This window comes from Neorhizobium puerariae, from assembly GCF_042429745.1.
Taxonomy (GTDB): Bacteria; Pseudomonadota; Alphaproteobacteria; order Rhizobiales; family Rhizobiaceae; genus Neorhizobium; species Neorhizobium puerariae.
Genome location: NZ_JBHMAA010000023.1, coordinates 19,017 through 35,088 on the forward strand (window position 1 = coordinate 19,017; position 16,072 = coordinate 35,088).

The window sequence follows — 16,072 nt, forward strand, 5'->3', positions numbered from 1 at the left end:
TCACTCTTCAGGTTTTGTTTTGGGTGGGCAGGACATAGTTGCCGCCGGCGCGGATGTAAAGCCCGCCGCCGGCATGCGTCCCGTCGGAAAAGGGGATCAGAACAGCCCCGGCATGCCGGAGGTGACGGCCTGCTGCGCCTGCGGCGAGCTGTTTAAGATCTGGTCCTGGGTCATGTATTCGCCTTCGCCGATGACCTGGAAGACATCGGCCGGTCCGGTGCCGGGCTTGAAGGCTTCGACGATCGTGTCCGGCTGGCCTTCCATGGCCGCCATGCCGGTCTTGCGGTTGACGGCAATCAACTGCATGCCTTCCGGCACGATGAACTTCTCGGGCGGCGTGAGCTTGGCTGCTTCGGCCAGGAACTGGCCGAAGATCGGCGCGGAAAGCGAGCCGCCTGTACCGCCGCGGCCAAGAGGGGCCGGCGTATCGAAGCCGAGATAGAGGCCTGCGACGAGATTGGGCGTGAAGCCGACGAACCAGGCGTCCTTTTCGTCATTGGTGGTGCCGGTCTTGCCGGCGACATCGCGGTCCTTGACCGGAATCTTGCCTGCCGCCGTACCGCGGGTGACGACCCCCTGCATCATGGAGGTGATCTGGTAGGCGGTCATGGGGTCGAGAACCTGCTCGCGGTTGTCGACGACCGTCGGCTCTTCCTGATTCGCCCAGTCATTCGCGTTGCAACCCTCGCAGCTGCGTTCCTCGTGGCGGAAAGTGGTCTTGCCGTAACGATCCTGGATACGGTCGATGACGGTCGGCTTGATCTGCTTGCCGCCATTGGCGATCACGGCATAGGCCGAGACCATGCGCATGACGGTGGTCTCACCCGAGCCGAGCGACATGGCGAGCACCGGCAGCATCTTGTCGTAGATGCCGAAGCGCTCGGCATATTCGGCAACCGCCTCCATGCCCATATCCTGGGCCAGGCGCACGGTCATCTGGTTGCGGGACTTCTCGATACCCATGCGAAGCGTCGAAGGGCCGTTGCCATTCTCTTCGCCATAGTTGGACGGGCGCCAGACCTGACCGCCCGAGACGATCTCGATCGGAGCGTCGAGAATGACCGAAGCCGGCGTATAACCGCTGTCGAGCGCCGCAGCATAGACGAAAGGCTTGAAGGAGGAGCCCGGCTGGCGCATGGCTTGGGTGGCGCGGTTGAACTCGGACTGGGCATAGGAGAAACCGCCGACCATGGCGAGCACGCGACCCGTATTCGGGTCCATCGCCACGAAGCCCCCCTGCACTTTCGGCGGCTGACGCAGCCGGTAGGTCTTCGCGGCGCCATTGATCGGCTCGACGTAAACGACATCGCCCGGCTTCAACACGCCGTCCGGAGACTTCGCCGTCTTGCGCGCACCCGTCGCATCGCGGAAGGCCCATTTCATGTCATCGGCGGCAATCGTTCCGATCTCGCGCGCAGGGTCGACCTTGCCGTTCGCATCGGTCGACGGCTGCAGGCCGATGGAGACGGATTTCGCCGATACCTCGGTGACCACGGCGAGATCCCATTCCGGCACGTCGCGAAGCGACGGCTGCTTGGCGAGTTCCGGTCCCCAGTCGCCCGCCACGTTGATCTGGGTGACCGGACCATGGAAACCGCGCCGTTCGTCGTAGTCCACGAGACCGTTCTGGAGGACACGCCGCGCGATCACCTGCAGGTCGGGGTCGAGCGAGGTGCGTACGGAAAGCCCACCCTCGTAAAGCGCCTTGTCACCATAACGCTCGATGATCTGACGGCGGACCTCTTCCGAGAAATAGTCAGAGGCGAAGAGATGGGTGCCCGTGCGTCGCTGCTTGACGCCGAGCGGCTGCTGCTTGGCGTCGTCCGCGTCGGCCTGGGTGACGTAGCCGTTCTCGGCCATGCGGTCGATAACCCAGTTGCGGCGCTCCAGCGCCGCCTTCTCGCGACGGAAAGGATGATAGTTGGCAGGGCCCTTGGGAAGGGCCGCGAGATAAGCGGCCTCGGCCGTCGTCAGTTCCGTCACCGACTTGTCGAAATAGGTGAGCGCCGCGCCGGCGATGCCATAGGAGTTCAGGCCGAAGAATATCTCGTTCAGGTAGAGTTCGAGAATCTTGTCCTTCGAATAGGTCTGCTCGATCCGGAAGGAGAGGATCGCCTCCTTCACCTTTCGGTCCATCGTCTGGTCGGCGGTCAGGAGGAAGTTCTTCGCCACCTGCTGGGTAATGGTCGAGGCGCCTTCCGGGCGCCGGCCCGAGCCGAGGTTCTGCAGGTTCGTGATGATCGCGCGGCCGAGACCGGTGATGTCGATGCCGGGATGATTGTAGAAATTCTTGTCTTCCGCCGACAGGAAGGCGGCCTTCACGCGGTCGGGGACCGCCTGGATGGGGAGGAAGAGGCGCCGTTCCCGCGCATATTCGGCCATCAGCGCGCCGTTGCCGGCATGGACGCGGGTGGCGACCGGCGGCTCGTAGGACGCAAGCACTTCGTAGTTCGGCAGATCCTTGGTCATTCCAACGAGGTAGATGCCCACGCCGGCGGCCACGACCAAAAACAGGACACAGGCCAACCCAAAGAGATAACCAATCAATCTGATCATATCGAAGCTACCGTTCGGCTTTCATTCGGCGCATGAAATACACCATCGCATGAATTGAGGCGTTTTGCACGGCGATTGCATGAGCGCAAGGCGGAAGCGGATCAATCGTCCGTCATCCAATGCATCTCGACACCCCCGGTGTAACCGCCCGAATGTGAGTAAAATAGGGCCCGGGCACCCGTTTTCCGTCCCGGAAGAACTGCCGCCGGACATTCTCCATCGGCTTGTGGCGGGGCCGCCACGACACGGGCCGGGCTCAGCCTCCGTTCGCAAGCGCGCGCTCGCGATAACGCCCGACCGCATCGCCGAGGCGATCGATCACCTTCTGACGCCAGGCCTCGTCCAGCAGCAGCTTCTCGTCCTCCGGGTTGGAAAGGAACCCGAGTTCCAGCAGCACGGAGGGGATATCGGGCGCGCGCAATACCTGGAAACCGGCATAACGATGAGGATTGTTGATGAGGCCGACCTGGCCTTCGAAGGATTCGACGACATTGGCGGCAAGCGCCGTCGAAAAGGCCTGCGTTTCACGCCGGGTAAGATCGAGGAGGATATCGGCCACTTCCGGCGGACCGCTCTGGATGCTGTAGCCGGCAAGCTCGTCTGAAAGGTTTTCACGCGCGGCAAGGTTCTCCGCCATCCGGTCGGAGGCCTTGTCGGACAGGGTATAGACGGTTGCGCCGCGGATATCCTTCTGCGCCAGCGTATCGGCATGCAGGGATATAAAGAGATCCGCATGCCCCTGACGCGCGAGCGTCACCCGCTCGGAGAGCGACAAGAAAGTATCGTTGTCGCGCGTGAGGACGGTCTTGACGCCGTCGATCTTGCCAAGCCGCTCGGCAAGCGCCCTGGCGAAAGCAAGCGTGATGGTCTTTTCCGGCGTCTTCGTCGCAGCGCCGGTCGCGCCGGCATCGATCCCCCCATGCCCGGCATCGACCGCCACGGTGAAGACATTGTCCTGCTCGGTCAGCGCCAGCGGTTCCGGCGACGGCGGGGCCGGCATGTCCCAGCTCTGCGTCCTGACCAGATTGGCAAACGTATCCTTCGACGTCATTTCGGCGTCGAGCACCAGCCTGAAACTGCCGTTGTCGTTCGGCTGCGTTTCGGCAAGCACCAGCTTCACCGGCTTCTTGGCGGTGAGCACGATGCGGGCGCTCTGTTCGTCCATCGTGCCGTAACGGATATCCTTGAAGAGACCGCGGGCGGCGAGATCCTCGGCCGGAAAGCCGAAGGCGGTCGCAGGCAGGTCGACGATCACCCGCTCGGGCGCCGTGACGTAATGAACCGAAAAATCCGGCTTCTTTTCGAAATCGATGACGATGCGGGTGCGCGCATCGTCACCTGCAACCCGCGCGCTGAAGGCAAGAAGCGGCCGGTTCGCCGCCGCATATGCCAGCGTGAACGGAAGGACCGTGACCAAACCCATCAGCAACAGCAACCCGAGGGCGATTCGCACCGAACCGCTCCCCGCAGTCGAGCCGCAGGCATCCGCCGCGTTTGCCTTCACACCCGCCCTCAAACCGAAACTCGCATTCAAAAATCCGTCGCCCCTTGGAAATCCGCACCGGACTGCCCGCTTTGAAAGGCATTTGCACGTCGAAAGATGCGAATCAACCACCCGTTCCCTGCCCTTCATAAGGGACCTAATTCCATCCAGAATATGGCGAACCCGGCTTTTCCCTTGCTATTGTGACAGATAAACCATACAACGCACATGAAGGTTGAAGTGTTGACGGGATAGTCTGCCGATAGGCTGCCAGCCGCAACGAGGACCCGGCGCCAAGGACCGACAGTCATCCGCCGTCGCTACACTTTTTCCTGATACTCGATCCATCCGGCGGTGGCCGGAAAAATCCCGGGTGGCATGCCACCCACCGCTCGTTCGGAGCACATTCATCGGGCCTCTGAAGGCCTATAGTATCGTCATTCTCGTTTGGTCCTTGATGTCGCGGCACAATTTTCAGAACCTGGAAAGACTGAGGGAGCACGATGCCCCGTCATCTATCCGGTTGCCGTCACACCCGTGCCCGACGAGAGCACCTTTATCCGGCGCAAAGACCGCACCGCATGACGGGCCTGTCCTCGTGGCAGGCCTTTCTGCACGTCCCCGGCTGCGCCGAGGAGCAGAATTTCAATGGCAGACAAAATGCTTATCGATGCGTCTCACGAAGAGGAGACGCGCGTAGTCGTCGTTCGCGGCAACCGGATCGAAGAATTCGATTTCGAATCGCAGCATAAGAAGCAGATACGCGGCAATATCTATCTGGCGAAGGTGACGAGGGTCGAACCCTCGCTGCAGGCCGCCTTTGTGGACTACGGCGGAAACCGCCACGGCTTCCTGGCTTTCGCCGAAATCCATCCCGACTATTACCAGATTCCGCTGGCCGACCGTCAGGCCCTGATGCAGCAGGAAGCCGAGGATCAGCGCAAGATCGCCGAGGCAGATGCCGCCGATCCGGTGGTCGACCTCGCCAACGAGGAGCAGCCGGATATCGGCATCGCCGCCGCCGAGCCTGCCGAAATCGAGCAGCCCGCGGAAGCCGTTGCGGAAACGGCCCCCGCAGAGGCAGTCTCCGGCGAGGAGGCCGAGAAGCCCAAGGCCAAGCCGAAGCGTACGCGCTCCCGCAAGAAGGCGGTCGAAGCCGCCGCCGAGGAGGCTCCCGCCGCTGAGGCCGCTGCTTACGGGAACGAAAGCGCTCCTGAGAACAACGACGAGGGCTCGACGCCCGGTGAAATGGCCGCAATGGTCGACACCGATTCGATTTCGGAAGATGTCGACGCCCGTCATCGCCGCGACGACGACGACGATGACGATGACGACGGCCACGAAAAGGAAGTGATCGAATCGGTCGGCGCCGAAGACGCCATGGAAGAGGTGCCGGATCGCGTCGTGCGCAAGCCGCGCAAGCAGTACCGCATCCAGGAAGTCATCAAGCGCCGCCAGATCCTGCTCGTCCAGGTCGCCAAGGAAGAGCGCGGCAACAAGGGCGCGGCGCTGACCACCTATCTCTCGCTTGCCGGCCGCTATTCCGTGCTGATGCCGAATACCGCGCGCGGCGGCGGCATTTCGCGCAAGATCACCAACCCGCAGGACCGCAAGCGGCTGAAGGAAATCGCCCGCGAGCTCGACGTGCCGCAGGGCATGGGCGTCATCCTGCGCACGGCCGGCGCCAACCGCACCCGCGTCGAAGTCAAGCGCGATTTCGAATACCTGATGCGCCTGTGGGAAAACGTCCGCACGCTGACGTTGAATTCGACCGCGCCGTGCCTGGTCTACGAAGAAGGCTCGCTGATCAAGCGCTCGATCCGCGACCTCTACAACAAGGACATTTCCGAGATCATCGTGTCGGGTGAAGAAGGCTATCGTGAAGCGAAAGACTTCATGAAGATGCTGATGCCGAGCCATGCCAAGGTGGTCCAGCCCTATCGCGACCTGCATCCGATCTTCGCCCGTTCCGGCATCGAGGCGCAGCTCGACCGCATGCTGCAGCCGCAGGTGACGCTGAAGTCCGGCGGCTACCTGATCATGAACCAGACGGAAGCGCTGGTCGCCATCGACGTCAACTCCGGCCGTTCGACCCGCGAGCATTCGATCGAGGAAACCGCGCTCCAGACCAACCTGGAAGCGGCGGAAGAAGTCGCCCGCCAGCTTCGCCTGCGCGACCTTGCCGGCCTGATCGTCATCGACTTCATCGACATGGAAGAAAAGCGCAACAACCGCGCCGTCGAGAAGAAGCTGAAGGATTGCCTGAAGAACGACCGAGCCCGCATCCAGGTCGGCCGCATCTCGCATTTCGGCCTGCTCGAAATGTCGCGCCAGCGCATCCGCGCTTCGGTTCTCGAATCCACGACGCAGATTTGCACCCATTGCGGCGGCACCGGCCATGTGCGCTCGCAGTCGTCGGTCGCGCTCCATGTGCTGCGCGGCGTCGAGGAATACCTGCTCAAGAACACCACGCATGACATCAACGTGCGGACCACGCCGGAAATCGCGCTCTATCTGCTCAACCACAAGCGCTCCAGCATCGTCGATTACGAGAACCGCTTCGGCGTCTCGATCTTCATCGAATCGGATGTCGGCATCGGCTCCAGCCACTTCGCGATCGATCGCGGCGAGCCGGTTGAAAATCCAGTCAAGATCGAAAGCCTGATGCAGTTCGCCGCCATTCCCGTCGAGGAGGAGGACGACTACGTCATCGAGCCGGACGAGGAAGAGGACGAGGAGACCGTCGCCGCACAACCGGCGGCCAATGCCGAGCGCGCGCAGCAAGGCGACGACCAGAACGGCCGCAAGCGCAAGCGCCGTCGTCGGCGGCGCAACCGCAACGGTGACCGTGGCGAGGCCCAGGCGGTTCAGGCCGGTGGCGAGAGCATTGTCGCCGACGACGAGGACGAAGGCGACGAGAGCGAAGAGGATATTTCCGAAGCCGCCGAGGGTGCCGCCTCCGAGGACGAGGAAAGCACCCGCCGCAAGCGCCGCCGTCGCGGCAAGCGTGGCGGCCGCCGCAACCGCAATGGCGAGGAAGGCCATGAGCTGAACGCCGCGGACGAAGGTGATGAAGCAGAAGATGCCGACGCTCCGGACGAGGAGAAGAACGATGAGGCCGTAGCAACGGTGGAAGCTTCCGCGGAGGCTGCTGCCGAAACCGAACCGGCCTCCCCCGCACCGGAAGAAGCGCCGGCAAGCGAGACGGTTCCGAAACCGCGCCGCTCCCGTCGTGGCAAGGCCGCGGCCGTCGTGGAGGCTCCGCCTGCGGAAGAAGCGCCGGCGCCCGTGGAAGCCGTCGCAGAACAGGTCGAGGCCACCCCGGAAGCCGAGCCCGAAGCCGTTGCGCAAGTCGCGGCCGAGGAACCTCTCGCGCCGGAAGCCGAACAGGACGACGAGGCGAAGCCGGTCCGTGCCAACCGGGCATCGAACATCTCCTCGTCCAGCGAGGCGGTCGTGAAGAGCTCCGAACCGGCTCCCGCAGCCGATGGCGATCCGGGCAAGCCGAAGAAGGCCGGCTGGTGGCAGCGTCGCGGCTTCTTCTGAGACACTGCTTGCATTGAGACAAAACGGCCGCGTTGAACGCGGCCGTTTTCATTTCCGCCCCTCTCCAAACATCAGAAATCGATTCAAGGACCTCTCAAACCGATTCCGGAAAACCCGCCAAACGGTTGAAATCAGATTCCGTTTCATCCGGAACCGGGCGCCCATACGCAGTTGTGAAGCGCGGGAAGCGTCCCCACGACGATTTTCCGGTTCCTTGGAAAGTCCGACTGGCTTACTTTCGGCGCAAACCGACATGATGGTGCGCGGGATTCGCGCACCCCGATTCGATGAGGACAAGAATGACCCGCCTGTTCAAGACGCTTGCCGCCGGTTCGATGCTGGCCCTGGCATTTTCAGCCGCCGCACCGGCTCTTGCACTGGACGACCGGCAGAAGAAGGAGATGGGCGAATTCATCCGTGAATACCTTCTCCAGAATCCGGAAATCCTGCTTGAGGTGCAGGACGCGCTGCAGACGAAGCAGCAGACACAGCGGGTGGAACAGTCCACCAAGGCAATCGCCCAGAACAAGAAGGAGATCTTCTCCTCTCCGACCGACATCACGCTCGGCAACCCCAAGGGCGATGTCACCGTCGTCGAGTTCTTCGACTACAATTGCGGGTACTGCAAGCGGGCGCTTTCCGACATGGACGACATCCTCGCCAAGGACAAGAACATCCGCTTCATCCTGAAGGAATTCCCGATCCTCGGGCCGGATTCCATCGCCGCGCATCGCGTCGCCAATGCCGTCCGCCTGCTCGCGCCGCAGAAATATGCCGAATTCCACCGTACCCTTCTCAGCGGCGAGCATGCCTCCGAGGAAACGGCAGTCGCCGTCGCGACGTCGCTCGGGCTGGATGCGGCGGCGATCCGCAAATCCATGGCCGACAAACCCAACGATGATCTGGTGCGCCAGGCCTATCAGCTCGCCAACAGCATCGGCATCACTGGCACGCCCACCTATGTCGTCGGCGACGAGGCCGTCTTCGGCGCCGTCGGTCTTGATGCGATCGAGGAAAAAGTCGCCAATGTGCGCTCCTGCGGCAAGGCGACCTGCTGACGCACAATCCCGGCTCCCGCATGGTCTGTTCCAGTGGACTCACCGGCTTTCGGCAAGCCGGGGGCTTTCCCTTGCCGTCTCGGCGGTCTATAGGTGGCCGCTGAATTTCTGGATGGAACAATAGATCAGTGATGACAAAGACGGTCTTCGTCCTCAACGGCCCCAACCTCAACATGCTGGGAAAGCGCGAACCGGGCATCTACGGCGGCAATACGCTGAAGGACGTCGAAAACGAATGCGTGGCGGCCGGCAGGGAGCTGGGCTTCGATGTCGATTTCCGCCAGAGCAATCATGAAGGCGTACTGATCGACTGGATTCACGAAGCCGGCGAAAAGGCCGCCGGCGTCGCCATCAATGCCGGCGCCTATACCCATACCTCGATCGCATTGCATGACGCGATCAAGGCGATTTCGGTGCCGGTGATCGAACTTCACATCTCGAATGTCCATGCGCGGGAGGAATTCCGCCACCATTCGATGATCGCACCGGCGGTAAAGGGCGTGATCTGCGGTTTTGGCACCGCGAGCTACATCCTCGCGCTGCACGCCTTGAAATCCATTACCGCCTGACGAGATAACAGAACAACAGGATTTGCCATGTCTGAGAAGAAGAACGGGATCGACAAGGGACTGATCCGCGACCTCGCGAACATCCTCAACGATACCGACCTCACCGAGATCGAAGTGGAGCAGGACGACCTGCGCATCCGCGTGTCGCGGGCCGGTGCGACGCAATATATCCAGGCGCCGATCGCAGCAGCTCCCTTCGCCGCCGCAGCGCCCGTTCAGGCCGTGGCCGCAGCACCGATTGCCGCCCCCGTCGCAGCCCAGGACAACAAGAACGCCGTCACGGCCCCGATGGTCGGCACCGTCTATCTTGCACCGGCGCCCGGCTCCCGGCCGTTCGTCGAAGTCGGGGCGACCGTGAAGGAAGGCCAGACGATCCTCATCATCGAGGCCATGAAGACGATGAACCAGATTCCGGCGCCGCGGTCCGGCAAGGTCACGGACATCCTGGTCAACGACGCACAGCCCGTCGAATATGGCCAGCCGCTCGTCGTCATCGAGTAAGCCCATGATTTCCAAGATCCTCATAGCCAATCGCGGTGAAATCGCACTTCGCGTGCTGCGCGCCTGCAAGGAGCTCGGAATAGCGACGGTCGCCGTCCATTCCACCGCGGATGCGGACGCCATGCATGTGCGGCTTGCCGACGAAAGCGTCTGCATCGGTCCGCCGCCATCGCGCGAGAGCTATCTGAACATCCACCAGATCGTCGCGGCCTGCGAGATCACCGGCGCCGACGCGGTCCATCCCGGCTACGGCTTCCTGTCGGAGAACGCCAAATTCGCCGAAATTCTCGAGGCGCATGGCATCACCTTCATCGGGCCGACCGCCGAACACATCCGGCTCATGGGCGACAAGATCACCGCCAAGCAAACGGCGATGGAACTCGGCATTCCCGTGGTTCCCGGTTCCGACGGCGAGGTGAAGCCCGAGAATGCGCTGGAGAACGCCAGGCAGATTGGCTTTCCCGTCCTCATCAAGGCAACCGCCGGCGGCGGCGGGCGCGGCATGAAGGTCGCCAAGACCGAGGCCGATCTTGAGGAAGCCCTCAATACGGCCCGTTCGGAGGCCGCAGCCGCCTTCGGCAACCCGGCCGTCTACATGGAAAAATACCTCGGGAAGCCGCGGCATATCGAAATCCAGGTGGTTGGCGATGGCGAAGGCAATGCCGTCCACCTCGGCGAGCGCGACTGCTCGCTGCAGCGCCGTCACCAGAAGGTCTGGGAAGAAGCGAACTCCCCCGCCCTCAACGTGGAACAGCGCATGAAGATCGGCCAGATCTGCGCCGACGCGATGAAGAAGCTGAAATATCGCGGCGCCGGCACGATCGAGTTCCTCTACGAGAACGGCGAATTCTATTTCATCGAGATGAACACCCGTCTGCAGGTGGAGCATCCGGTCACCGAAGCGATCACCGGCATCGACCTCGTGCACGAGCAGATCCGCGTCGCCTCGGGGGGCGGCCTGTCGGTGAAGCAGGAGGACATCACGTTCCACGGCCACGCCATCGAGTGCCGCATCAACGCCGAGGACCCGCGCACCTTCGTCCCCTCACCCGGCACGATCACGCATTTCCATGCGCCTGGCGGCCTTGGCGTGCGCGTCGATTCCGGCGCCTATGCGGGCTATCGCATCCCGCCCTATTACGACAGCCTGATCGGCAAGCTGATCGTGCATGGCCGCACCCGCGTCGAATGCATGATGCGGCTCCGCCGCGTGCTGGACGAATTCGTCGTGGATGGCATCAAAACCACGTTGCCGCTCTTCCAGGACCTGGTTTCGAACCCGGACATCGCCAACGGCGACTACGATATCCATTGGCTGGAACACTACCTGGCCGGTGAACCGACGCACTGACGCGCGCCGGCGCAAAAATCCGGCGGCGCGCCCTGGCTTCCACGCTTTCGCATGTCGTTGCCCCGAAACATATTTGCATTTCGGGGCAGCATCTCCGAGGCCATCTGTTTTCATGGAAGAACAGATGGTCTACTATTGCCCGTTCGCATTTTCGAACGCAAATTTGGCAACCACTTTTGCTGGAAATGAAGGGCCTGAATGGCAGGGCGGCGCGGCAGATATTATCCGTCAATCACTCCGGACATCCTGTTGCGCGCCTATTCCATCGGCCTCTTTCCGATGGCGGAATCCGCCGACGATCCGGAGATTTTCTGGGTCGAACCCGAAATGCGCGGCATCCTGCCGCTTGACGGCGTCCACGTCTCGAAAAGCCTCGCGAAAACCATCCGCAGGAAACCTTTCGACATCAGGTTCGACACGGCTTTCCAGCAGGTGATCGCGTTCTGCGCCGAGCCTGCGGCGGACCGGCCGAGCACCTGGATCAACGCGACGATCCGCAGGCTCTATACGGAATTGCACCATATGGGCCACGCACACAGCGTCGAAGCCTGGGAAGGCGATCAACTGATCGGCGGGCTCTACGGCGTATCCCTCGGCGGGGCCTTTTTCGGCGAGAGCATGTTTTCCAGGCGCACCGACGCCTCGAAAATCTGCCTTGTCCATCTCGTGGAAAGGCTGAGAGCCAATGGGTTCACCCTCCTCGACACACAATTCACCACCGAACACCTGAAGACGTTCGGAGCGATCGACATCCCCAAGGACGACTATCTCAAGCTGCTGAGGGCTGCGGTCGACCTGCCGAACAGGGTATTCTGAGGTCAGTTCGTCTTCGGCGGCGGAATGTCGGACTTGTCCTTGCAGCCCGTCAGCCAGACGTCATAGATCGGATGCTCCACCGCATTGAGACCGGGGCTATCGGCGAACATCCAGCCGCTGAAGATGCGGCGTATCTTGCGGTCGAGGGTAATCTCGTCCACCTCGACGAAGGCATCCACCTTCTGGGCTTCGGTCTCGTCGCGGGAGTAGCAGACCTTCGGCGTCACCTGCAGCGCACCATATTGCACCGTCTCGTCGAGATAGACGTCGAACGTGGTGATGCGGCCGGTGATCTTGTCGATACCGGCGAAAACGGCAACGGGATTGGAAATCCTCGCCGCACGCGCGCCCTCTCCCGCAAGTACGGAAACTGCCGCCACGACGCCGACAACCAGTTTGCGGAGAGAAAGCTTCATTCGTGTCATTATACGTCCCGTCTCGACAACAAATACCGTGCCGACGACTAGAGGTCGATTATGGCCAAAACAGGTGTCAGTTGCCGGGGGTCCAGGCGTCGTAATCGCCGGTGACACGGGCGCGTTCGCCGGTGGCGGCAAGGGAACCCTTGGGATGATAGGCCAGAGGCGTGCCCGTCAGGTTCTGCTTGTGCTGCTTCTGCCACTCGCGCGGCTTGTAGTCTTCCTTCGACGGCGGAACGTCCGTGCGGTAGTGCATCCAGCCATGCCAGCCCGGCGGAATCGCGGAAGCTTCGGCGTAACCCTTGTAGATCACCCAGCGCTTCGGCTTGCCCCAGGAGGTCATCGGACCTTCGTAATAGACATTGCCGAATTCGTCCTCGCCCACCTTCTTGCCGTGCCGCCGCGTGAAGAACCAGGTACCGATCGTCTGTCCGTTCCACCAGGTGAAAATCTGCAGCAGGAGGTTTTTCATGAGTTTTCCGTCGGCTTGGCAAACAGGAGGGCACGGAAATGTGCTGCCCCGCTTATGCCGCTTGACGCCGCCCGTGTCCAGTGATTCCCGTTGTCGCACACGTCATTTGAGCTTCATCTTGAAGCCGAAGTGGCTTCTTGCGAAACCCAGCCTCTCATAGAAGCGATGCGCATCCGCGCGGGTCATGCTGGAGGTGAGCTGGACCATGCGGCAATCGCGACGTTTGGCCTCCTCGATCGCATATCCGATCATTTCGGCGCCGATTCCCCTGCCGCGCATGTCGCTGCGCGTCTGGACGGCCTCGATGATCATCGACAGCGCTCCCCTGCCCGTCAGCGCGCGGTTGAAAAGGACCTGGAACGTACCAACCACCTCGCCGGCATGTTCCGCCACGAAAAGCTGCCCGTTCTGAGAGGTATCGATAACGTGGAAGGCGCGGAGATAATCCTCGAAAGCCGATGCGTCCGTCGTATCACCATGGCCTCCGATGTCGTCCGCAGCCAAAAGGGCGATCAATTCGGCAAGATCCGTTTCCCTTGCCCTGCGGATCGTGATGTCAGCCATGCGAAACCCCTCTTCGTGAGGCCACCGTCAATGCGGCAGCAACCTCTTCTCCATGATGATTGCCGGCAGGCCGGAATTGGGCGCACCCCACTCCTCCATCCGGTCGACCTCGGAAAAACCAAGTCTTTCATAGAAGGAAAGCGCGCGGAGGTTCTGTAACGCCACCTCCACCCGCATGATCTCGGCTTCCGGAAAACAGGTCTCCAGCTCCGCGAAGATATCGCGGCCAACCCCTTCACCCTGGCAGGCGGGCTTGACATAGAGCTGATGCAGCATGGCGGTCTTCGCCATCTTCGGGTACATGGCGGCGTAGCCGATACCGCCCAGTTCCCGGCCATTGTCGGCCACCAGGAATTCACCGCCCCTTTTCAGAATGCGCGAGCGGATCGCCGCGGTCGAATTCCAGCCGTCAACCATCCGCTGCACCTGCAGAGCGCCATAGAACGGGTCGTAGGTGGCGTGAAAGGTCTCCACCAGCAGGGCCCGGACCTGATCGGCATCACGTTCGCTGGCCGTTCTGACAAAATAGACCATGGCTGCTTTCTTGCGGCATCGGCTATCCGAAACCGCCTACACGTTTCGGCCGATACCGATTTCTACTCCTCGATCTCCAGCTTCGCCTTGACGAGCGCCTGGACCGCCTGCGGATTGGCCTTGCCTCCGGTCGCTTTCATGACCTGGCCGACGAACCAGCCGGCAAGCGTCGGCTTCGCCTTGACCTTGGCGACCTGGTCTGGATTGGCGGCGATGATCTCGTCGACCGCCTTTTCGATCGCGCCGGTATCGGTCACCTGCTTCATGCCGCGGGCTTCGACGATCCCGGCCGGGTCGCCACCTTCGTTGAGCACGATTTCAAAGAGGTCCTTGGCGATCTTGCCGGAGATGGTCTCGGCCTTGATCAAGTCGATGATGCTGCCAAGCTGGGCCGGAGAAACCGGAGTCTCTTCAATATCCTTGCCAGTTCTGTTCAAGGCGCCCAGCAAGTCGTTGATGACCCAGTTGGCTGCCGTCTTGCCGTCGCGCCCCTCGGCAACCGCCTCGAAATAATCGGCGATCGCCTTTTCGGAAACGAGCACCGAAGCGTCGTAAACCGACAGGCCGAGCTCGCGCACGAAACGCGCCTTCTTGTCGTCCGGCAGCTCCGTCAGGTTGCCCCGCAACTCCTCGATGAAAGCATCGTCGAATTCGAGCGGCAGCAGGTCCGGATCGGGGAAATAACGATAGTCGTGCGCATCCTCCTTGGAGCGCATCGAACGTGTCTCGCCCTTGCCCGGATCGAAGAGGCGGGTTTCCTGGTCGATCGTGCCGCCGTCTTCCAGGATGCCGATCTGGCGGCGCGCCTCGAATTCGATCGCCTGGCCGATGAAGCGGATGGAGTTGACGTTCTTGATCTCGCAGCGCGTGCCGAAGGGCTCGCCCGGACGGCGCACCGATACGTTGACGTCGGCGCGCATCGAACCTTCGTCCATGTTGCCGTCGCAGGTGCCGAGATAGCGCACGATGGAGCGCAGCTTGGTCATATAGGCCTTGGCCTCGTCGGAGGAGCGCATGTCGGGCTTGGAGACGATCTCCATCAGCGCCACGCCGGAGCGGTTCAGGTCGACATAGGACATGGTCGGATGCTGGTCGTGCATCGACTTGCCGGCATCCTGTTCCAGGTGCAGGCGCTCGATGCCGATCTCGATGTCCTCGAACTGGCCCTGACGATCCGGGCCGAGCGAGATCACGATCTGGCCCTCACCCACGATCGGGTCCTTGTACTGGGATATCTGGTAGCCCTGTGGCAGGTCCGGATAGAAATAGTTCTTGCGGTCGAAGACCGAGCGCTTGTTGATCTGCGCCTTCAGCCCAAGGCCGGTGCGGACCGCCTGCTTGACGCATTCCTCGTTGATGACCGGCAGCATGCCCGGCATGGCGGCATCGACGAGCGAGACATTCGAGTTCGCCGGCCTGCCGAATTCCGTCGAGGCGCCGGAAAAGAGCTTGGAATTGGAGAGAACCTGGGCGTGCACCTCCATGCCGATGATCACTTCCCAGTCGCCTGTGGCGCCGGGAATCAAGCGTTTCGGATCGGGCGTGCGGACGTCGACAATGGTCATCTTGTGCTCGTGAAATGGTCTCGATTGCGTGTTCTGCAGGTAGAGCAAATGGCGGTGCGGCGCAAGCTCAAAGGGGTTCAGAAGCTCGGCCCGTAGGTCTCCGGCTCTTCGGCGACCAGCCGTTTGGAGAGCCCCACCGACTGCACGTCGCGATCGATCTTGGGGGAATAGGCGACCGACAGCCAGTTTATCGAGTAGCCGTGCTTTTCGAAGAAGCCGACGGCCTCCGTATTCCGGGCATGGGTCTCGACGCGGGCGACCTCGAAGCCCTGATGGATGATCTCGCCCTCGACTTCCTCCAGCAGGGCCTTGCCTAGCCCATGGCCCTGGAAGGCCGGGTCGATCCAGAAATCGCTGATCAGTTCATCGAGGTTCTCGCGTGCGGCCCAGCCGGCGACTGCGCCGCCCTGCTCGATGACGGTGATGGTGAGCCAGGACGAACGCGTGAAATTCTGGAAGGCGGCCCGCGCGCTCAGGCGCATGTCGGTCATCTCGCCGATCGTGACCATGGCCTTTTCCCACGCGCGGAAACCGATCTCCGCGAGGATATCCACCTCGTCTTCACGCCCATTGCGAATAGCGACCATGTCTTCCCCTGTTGCAGCGCCCAGTAGATCACTCTGTCCGGACTTTTACCA

14 protein-coding genes are annotated in these 16,072 nt (G+C 62.0%); 6 read left to right on the top strand and 8 right to left on the bottom strand.

Going from position 1 to position 16,072, the window contains the following annotated elements:
* Nucleotides 1-96: 96 nt before the first annotated feature.
* Both ACFFP0_RS19360 and ACFFP0_RS19365 read right to left on the bottom strand, forming a co-directional pair.
* Entirely contained in the window at nucleotides 97-2,556 is a 2,460-nt protein-coding gene (locus ACFFP0_RS19360; protein WP_377263840.1) for a penicillin-binding protein 1A, read from the bottom strand.
* A gap of 256 nt (nucleotides 2,557-2,812) precedes the next feature.
* Complete coding sequence (locus tag ACFFP0_RS19365; protein ID WP_377263884.1) at nucleotides 2,813-3,979, bottom strand: N-acetylmuramoyl-L-alanine amidase; 1,167 nt, start codon at nucleotides 3,977-3,979, stop codon at nucleotides 2,813-2,815.
* A gap of 708 nt (nucleotides 3,980-4,687) precedes the next feature.
* Between ACFFP0_RS19365 and ACFFP0_RS19370 the strand changes: the two genes are divergently transcribed.
* The 6 genes from ACFFP0_RS19370 to aat all read left to right on the top strand — a co-directional run bounded on the left by ACFFP0_RS19370 (nucleotide 4,688) and on the right by aat (nucleotide 11,880).
* A complete protein-coding gene (locus ACFFP0_RS19370) occupies nucleotides 4,688-7,585 on the top strand; it encodes an Rne/Rng family ribonuclease (RefSeq protein WP_377263841.1) in 2,898 nt (965 codons plus the stop codon).
* Nucleotides 7,586-7,884: 299 nt separating this feature from the next.
* Complete coding sequence (locus ACFFP0_RS19375) at nucleotides 7,885-8,643, top strand: DsbA family protein (protein ID WP_377263842.1); 759 nt, start codon at nucleotides 7,885-7,887, stop codon at nucleotides 8,641-8,643.
* Nucleotides 8,644-8,774: 131 nt separating this feature from the next.
* Entirely contained in the window at nucleotides 8,775-9,212 is a 438-nt protein-coding gene (gene aroQ / locus ACFFP0_RS19380; protein WP_377263843.1) for a type II 3-dehydroquinate dehydratase, read from the top strand.
* Nucleotides 9,213-9,239: 27 nt separating this feature from the next.
* A complete protein-coding gene (gene accB, locus ACFFP0_RS19385; RefSeq protein WP_377263844.1) occupies nucleotides 9,240-9,713 on the top strand; it encodes an acetyl-CoA carboxylase biotin carboxyl carrier protein in 474 nt (157 codons plus the stop codon).
* 4 nt (nucleotides 9,714-9,717) lie between these two features.
* Nucleotides 9,718-11,064: an acetyl-CoA carboxylase biotin carboxylase subunit gene (accC, locus tag ACFFP0_RS19390; protein WP_377263845.1), complete on the top strand. Its 1,347-nt coding sequence runs from the start codon at nucleotides 9,718-9,720 to the stop codon at nucleotides 11,062-11,064.
* A 198-nt stretch (nucleotides 11,065-11,262) separates the two neighbouring features.
* Nucleotides 11,263-11,880, top strand: coding sequence for a leucyl/phenylalanyl-tRNA--protein transferase (aat, locus tag ACFFP0_RS19395; protein WP_377263846.1), 618 nt, complete (start codon nucleotides 11,263-11,265; stop codon nucleotides 11,878-11,880).
* A 2-nt stretch (nucleotides 11,881-11,882) separates the two neighbouring features.
* On the opposite strand, the gene ACFFP0_RS19400 is transcribed toward aat, so the two are convergent.
* From ACFFP0_RS19400 to ACFFP0_RS19425, 6 genes are all read right to left on the bottom strand, one after another.
* Complete coding sequence (locus tag ACFFP0_RS19400) at nucleotides 11,883-12,296, bottom strand: DUF2155 domain-containing protein (RefSeq protein ID WP_377263847.1); 414 nt, start codon at nucleotides 12,294-12,296, stop codon at nucleotides 11,883-11,885.
* Nucleotides 12,297-12,372: 76 nt separating this feature from the next.
* Nucleotides 12,373-12,771 (bottom strand): NADH:ubiquinone oxidoreductase subunit NDUFA12, encoded by a 399-nt coding sequence (locus tag ACFFP0_RS19405; protein WP_377263848.1) that lies wholly within the window; start codon nucleotides 12,769-12,771, stop codon nucleotides 12,373-12,375.
* 102 nt (nucleotides 12,772-12,873) lie between these two features.
* Nucleotides 12,874-13,335 carry a GNAT family N-acetyltransferase gene (locus tag ACFFP0_RS19410; RefSeq protein WP_377263849.1) on the bottom strand — a complete coding sequence of 154 codons (462 nt, stop codon included), beginning with the start codon at nucleotides 13,333-13,335 and terminating at the stop codon, nucleotides 12,874-12,876.
* A gap of 27 nt (nucleotides 13,336-13,362) precedes the next feature.
* Entirely contained in the window at nucleotides 13,363-13,869 is a 507-nt protein-coding gene (locus tag ACFFP0_RS19415; RefSeq protein WP_377263850.1) for a GNAT family N-acetyltransferase, read from the bottom strand.
* Between the two features lie 62 nt (nucleotides 13,870-13,931).
* A complete protein-coding gene (gene gatB / locus ACFFP0_RS19420) occupies nucleotides 13,932-15,434 on the bottom strand; it encodes an Asp-tRNA(Asn)/Glu-tRNA(Gln) amidotransferase subunit GatB (RefSeq protein WP_377263851.1) in 1,503 nt (500 codons plus the stop codon).
* Nucleotides 15,435-15,511: 77 nt separating this feature from the next.
* Nucleotides 15,512-16,021, bottom strand: coding sequence for a GNAT family N-acetyltransferase (locus ACFFP0_RS19425; RefSeq protein ID WP_377263852.1), 510 nt, complete (start codon nucleotides 16,019-16,021; stop codon nucleotides 15,512-15,514).
* Between the last annotated feature and the right edge of the window lie 51 nt (nucleotides 16,022-16,072).

Bases quoted from the DNA above. Each gene is read 5' to 3' on its own strand.
- ACFFP0_RS19360 (WP_377263840.1), bottom strand. From the start codon at position 2,556: ATGATCAGATTGATTGGTTATCTCTTTGGGTTGGCCTGTGTCCTGTTT.
- ACFFP0_RS19365 (WP_377263884.1), bottom strand. From the start codon at position 3,979: ATGGGTTTGGTCACGGTCCTTCCGTTCACGCTGGCATATGCGGCGGCG.
- ACFFP0_RS19370 (WP_377263841.1), top strand. From the start codon at position 4,688: ATGGCAGACAAAATGCTTATCGATGCGTCTCACGAAGAGGAGACGCGC.
- ACFFP0_RS19375 (WP_377263842.1), top strand. From the start codon at position 7,885: ATGACCCGCCTGTTCAAGACGCTTGCCGCCGGTTCGATGCTGGCCCTG.
- aroQ (WP_377263843.1), top strand. From the start codon at position 8,775: ATGACAAAGACGGTCTTCGTCCTCAACGGCCCCAACCTCAACATGCTG.
- accB (WP_377263844.1), top strand. From the start codon at position 9,240: ATGTCTGAGAAGAAGAACGGGATCGACAAGGGACTGATCCGCGACCTC.
- accC (WP_377263845.1), top strand. From the start codon at position 9,718: ATGATTTCCAAGATCCTCATAGCCAATCGCGGTGAAATCGCACTTCGC.
- aat (WP_377263846.1), top strand. From the start codon at position 11,263: ATGGCAGGGCGGCGCGGCAGATATTATCCGTCAATCACTCCGGACATC.
- ACFFP0_RS19400 (WP_377263847.1), bottom strand. From the start codon at position 12,296: ATGAAGCTTTCTCTCCGCAAACTGGTTGTCGGCGTCGTGGCGGCAGTT.
- ACFFP0_RS19405 (WP_377263848.1), bottom strand. From the start codon at position 12,771: ATGAAAAACCTCCTGCTGCAGATTTTCACCTGGTGGAACGGACAGACG.
- ACFFP0_RS19410 (WP_377263849.1), bottom strand. From the start codon at position 13,335: ATGGCTGACATCACGATCCGCAGGGCAAGGGAAACGGATCTTGCCGAA.
- ACFFP0_RS19415 (WP_377263850.1), bottom strand. From the start codon at position 13,869: ATGGTCTATTTTGTCAGAACGGCCAGCGAACGTGATGCCGATCAGGTC.
- gatB (WP_377263851.1), bottom strand. From the start codon at position 15,434: ATGACCATTGTCGACGTCCGCACGCCCGATCCGAAACGCTTGATTCCC.
- ACFFP0_RS19425 (WP_377263852.1), bottom strand. From the start codon at position 16,021: ATGGTCGCTATTCGCAATGGGCGTGAAGACGAGGTGGATATCCTCGCG.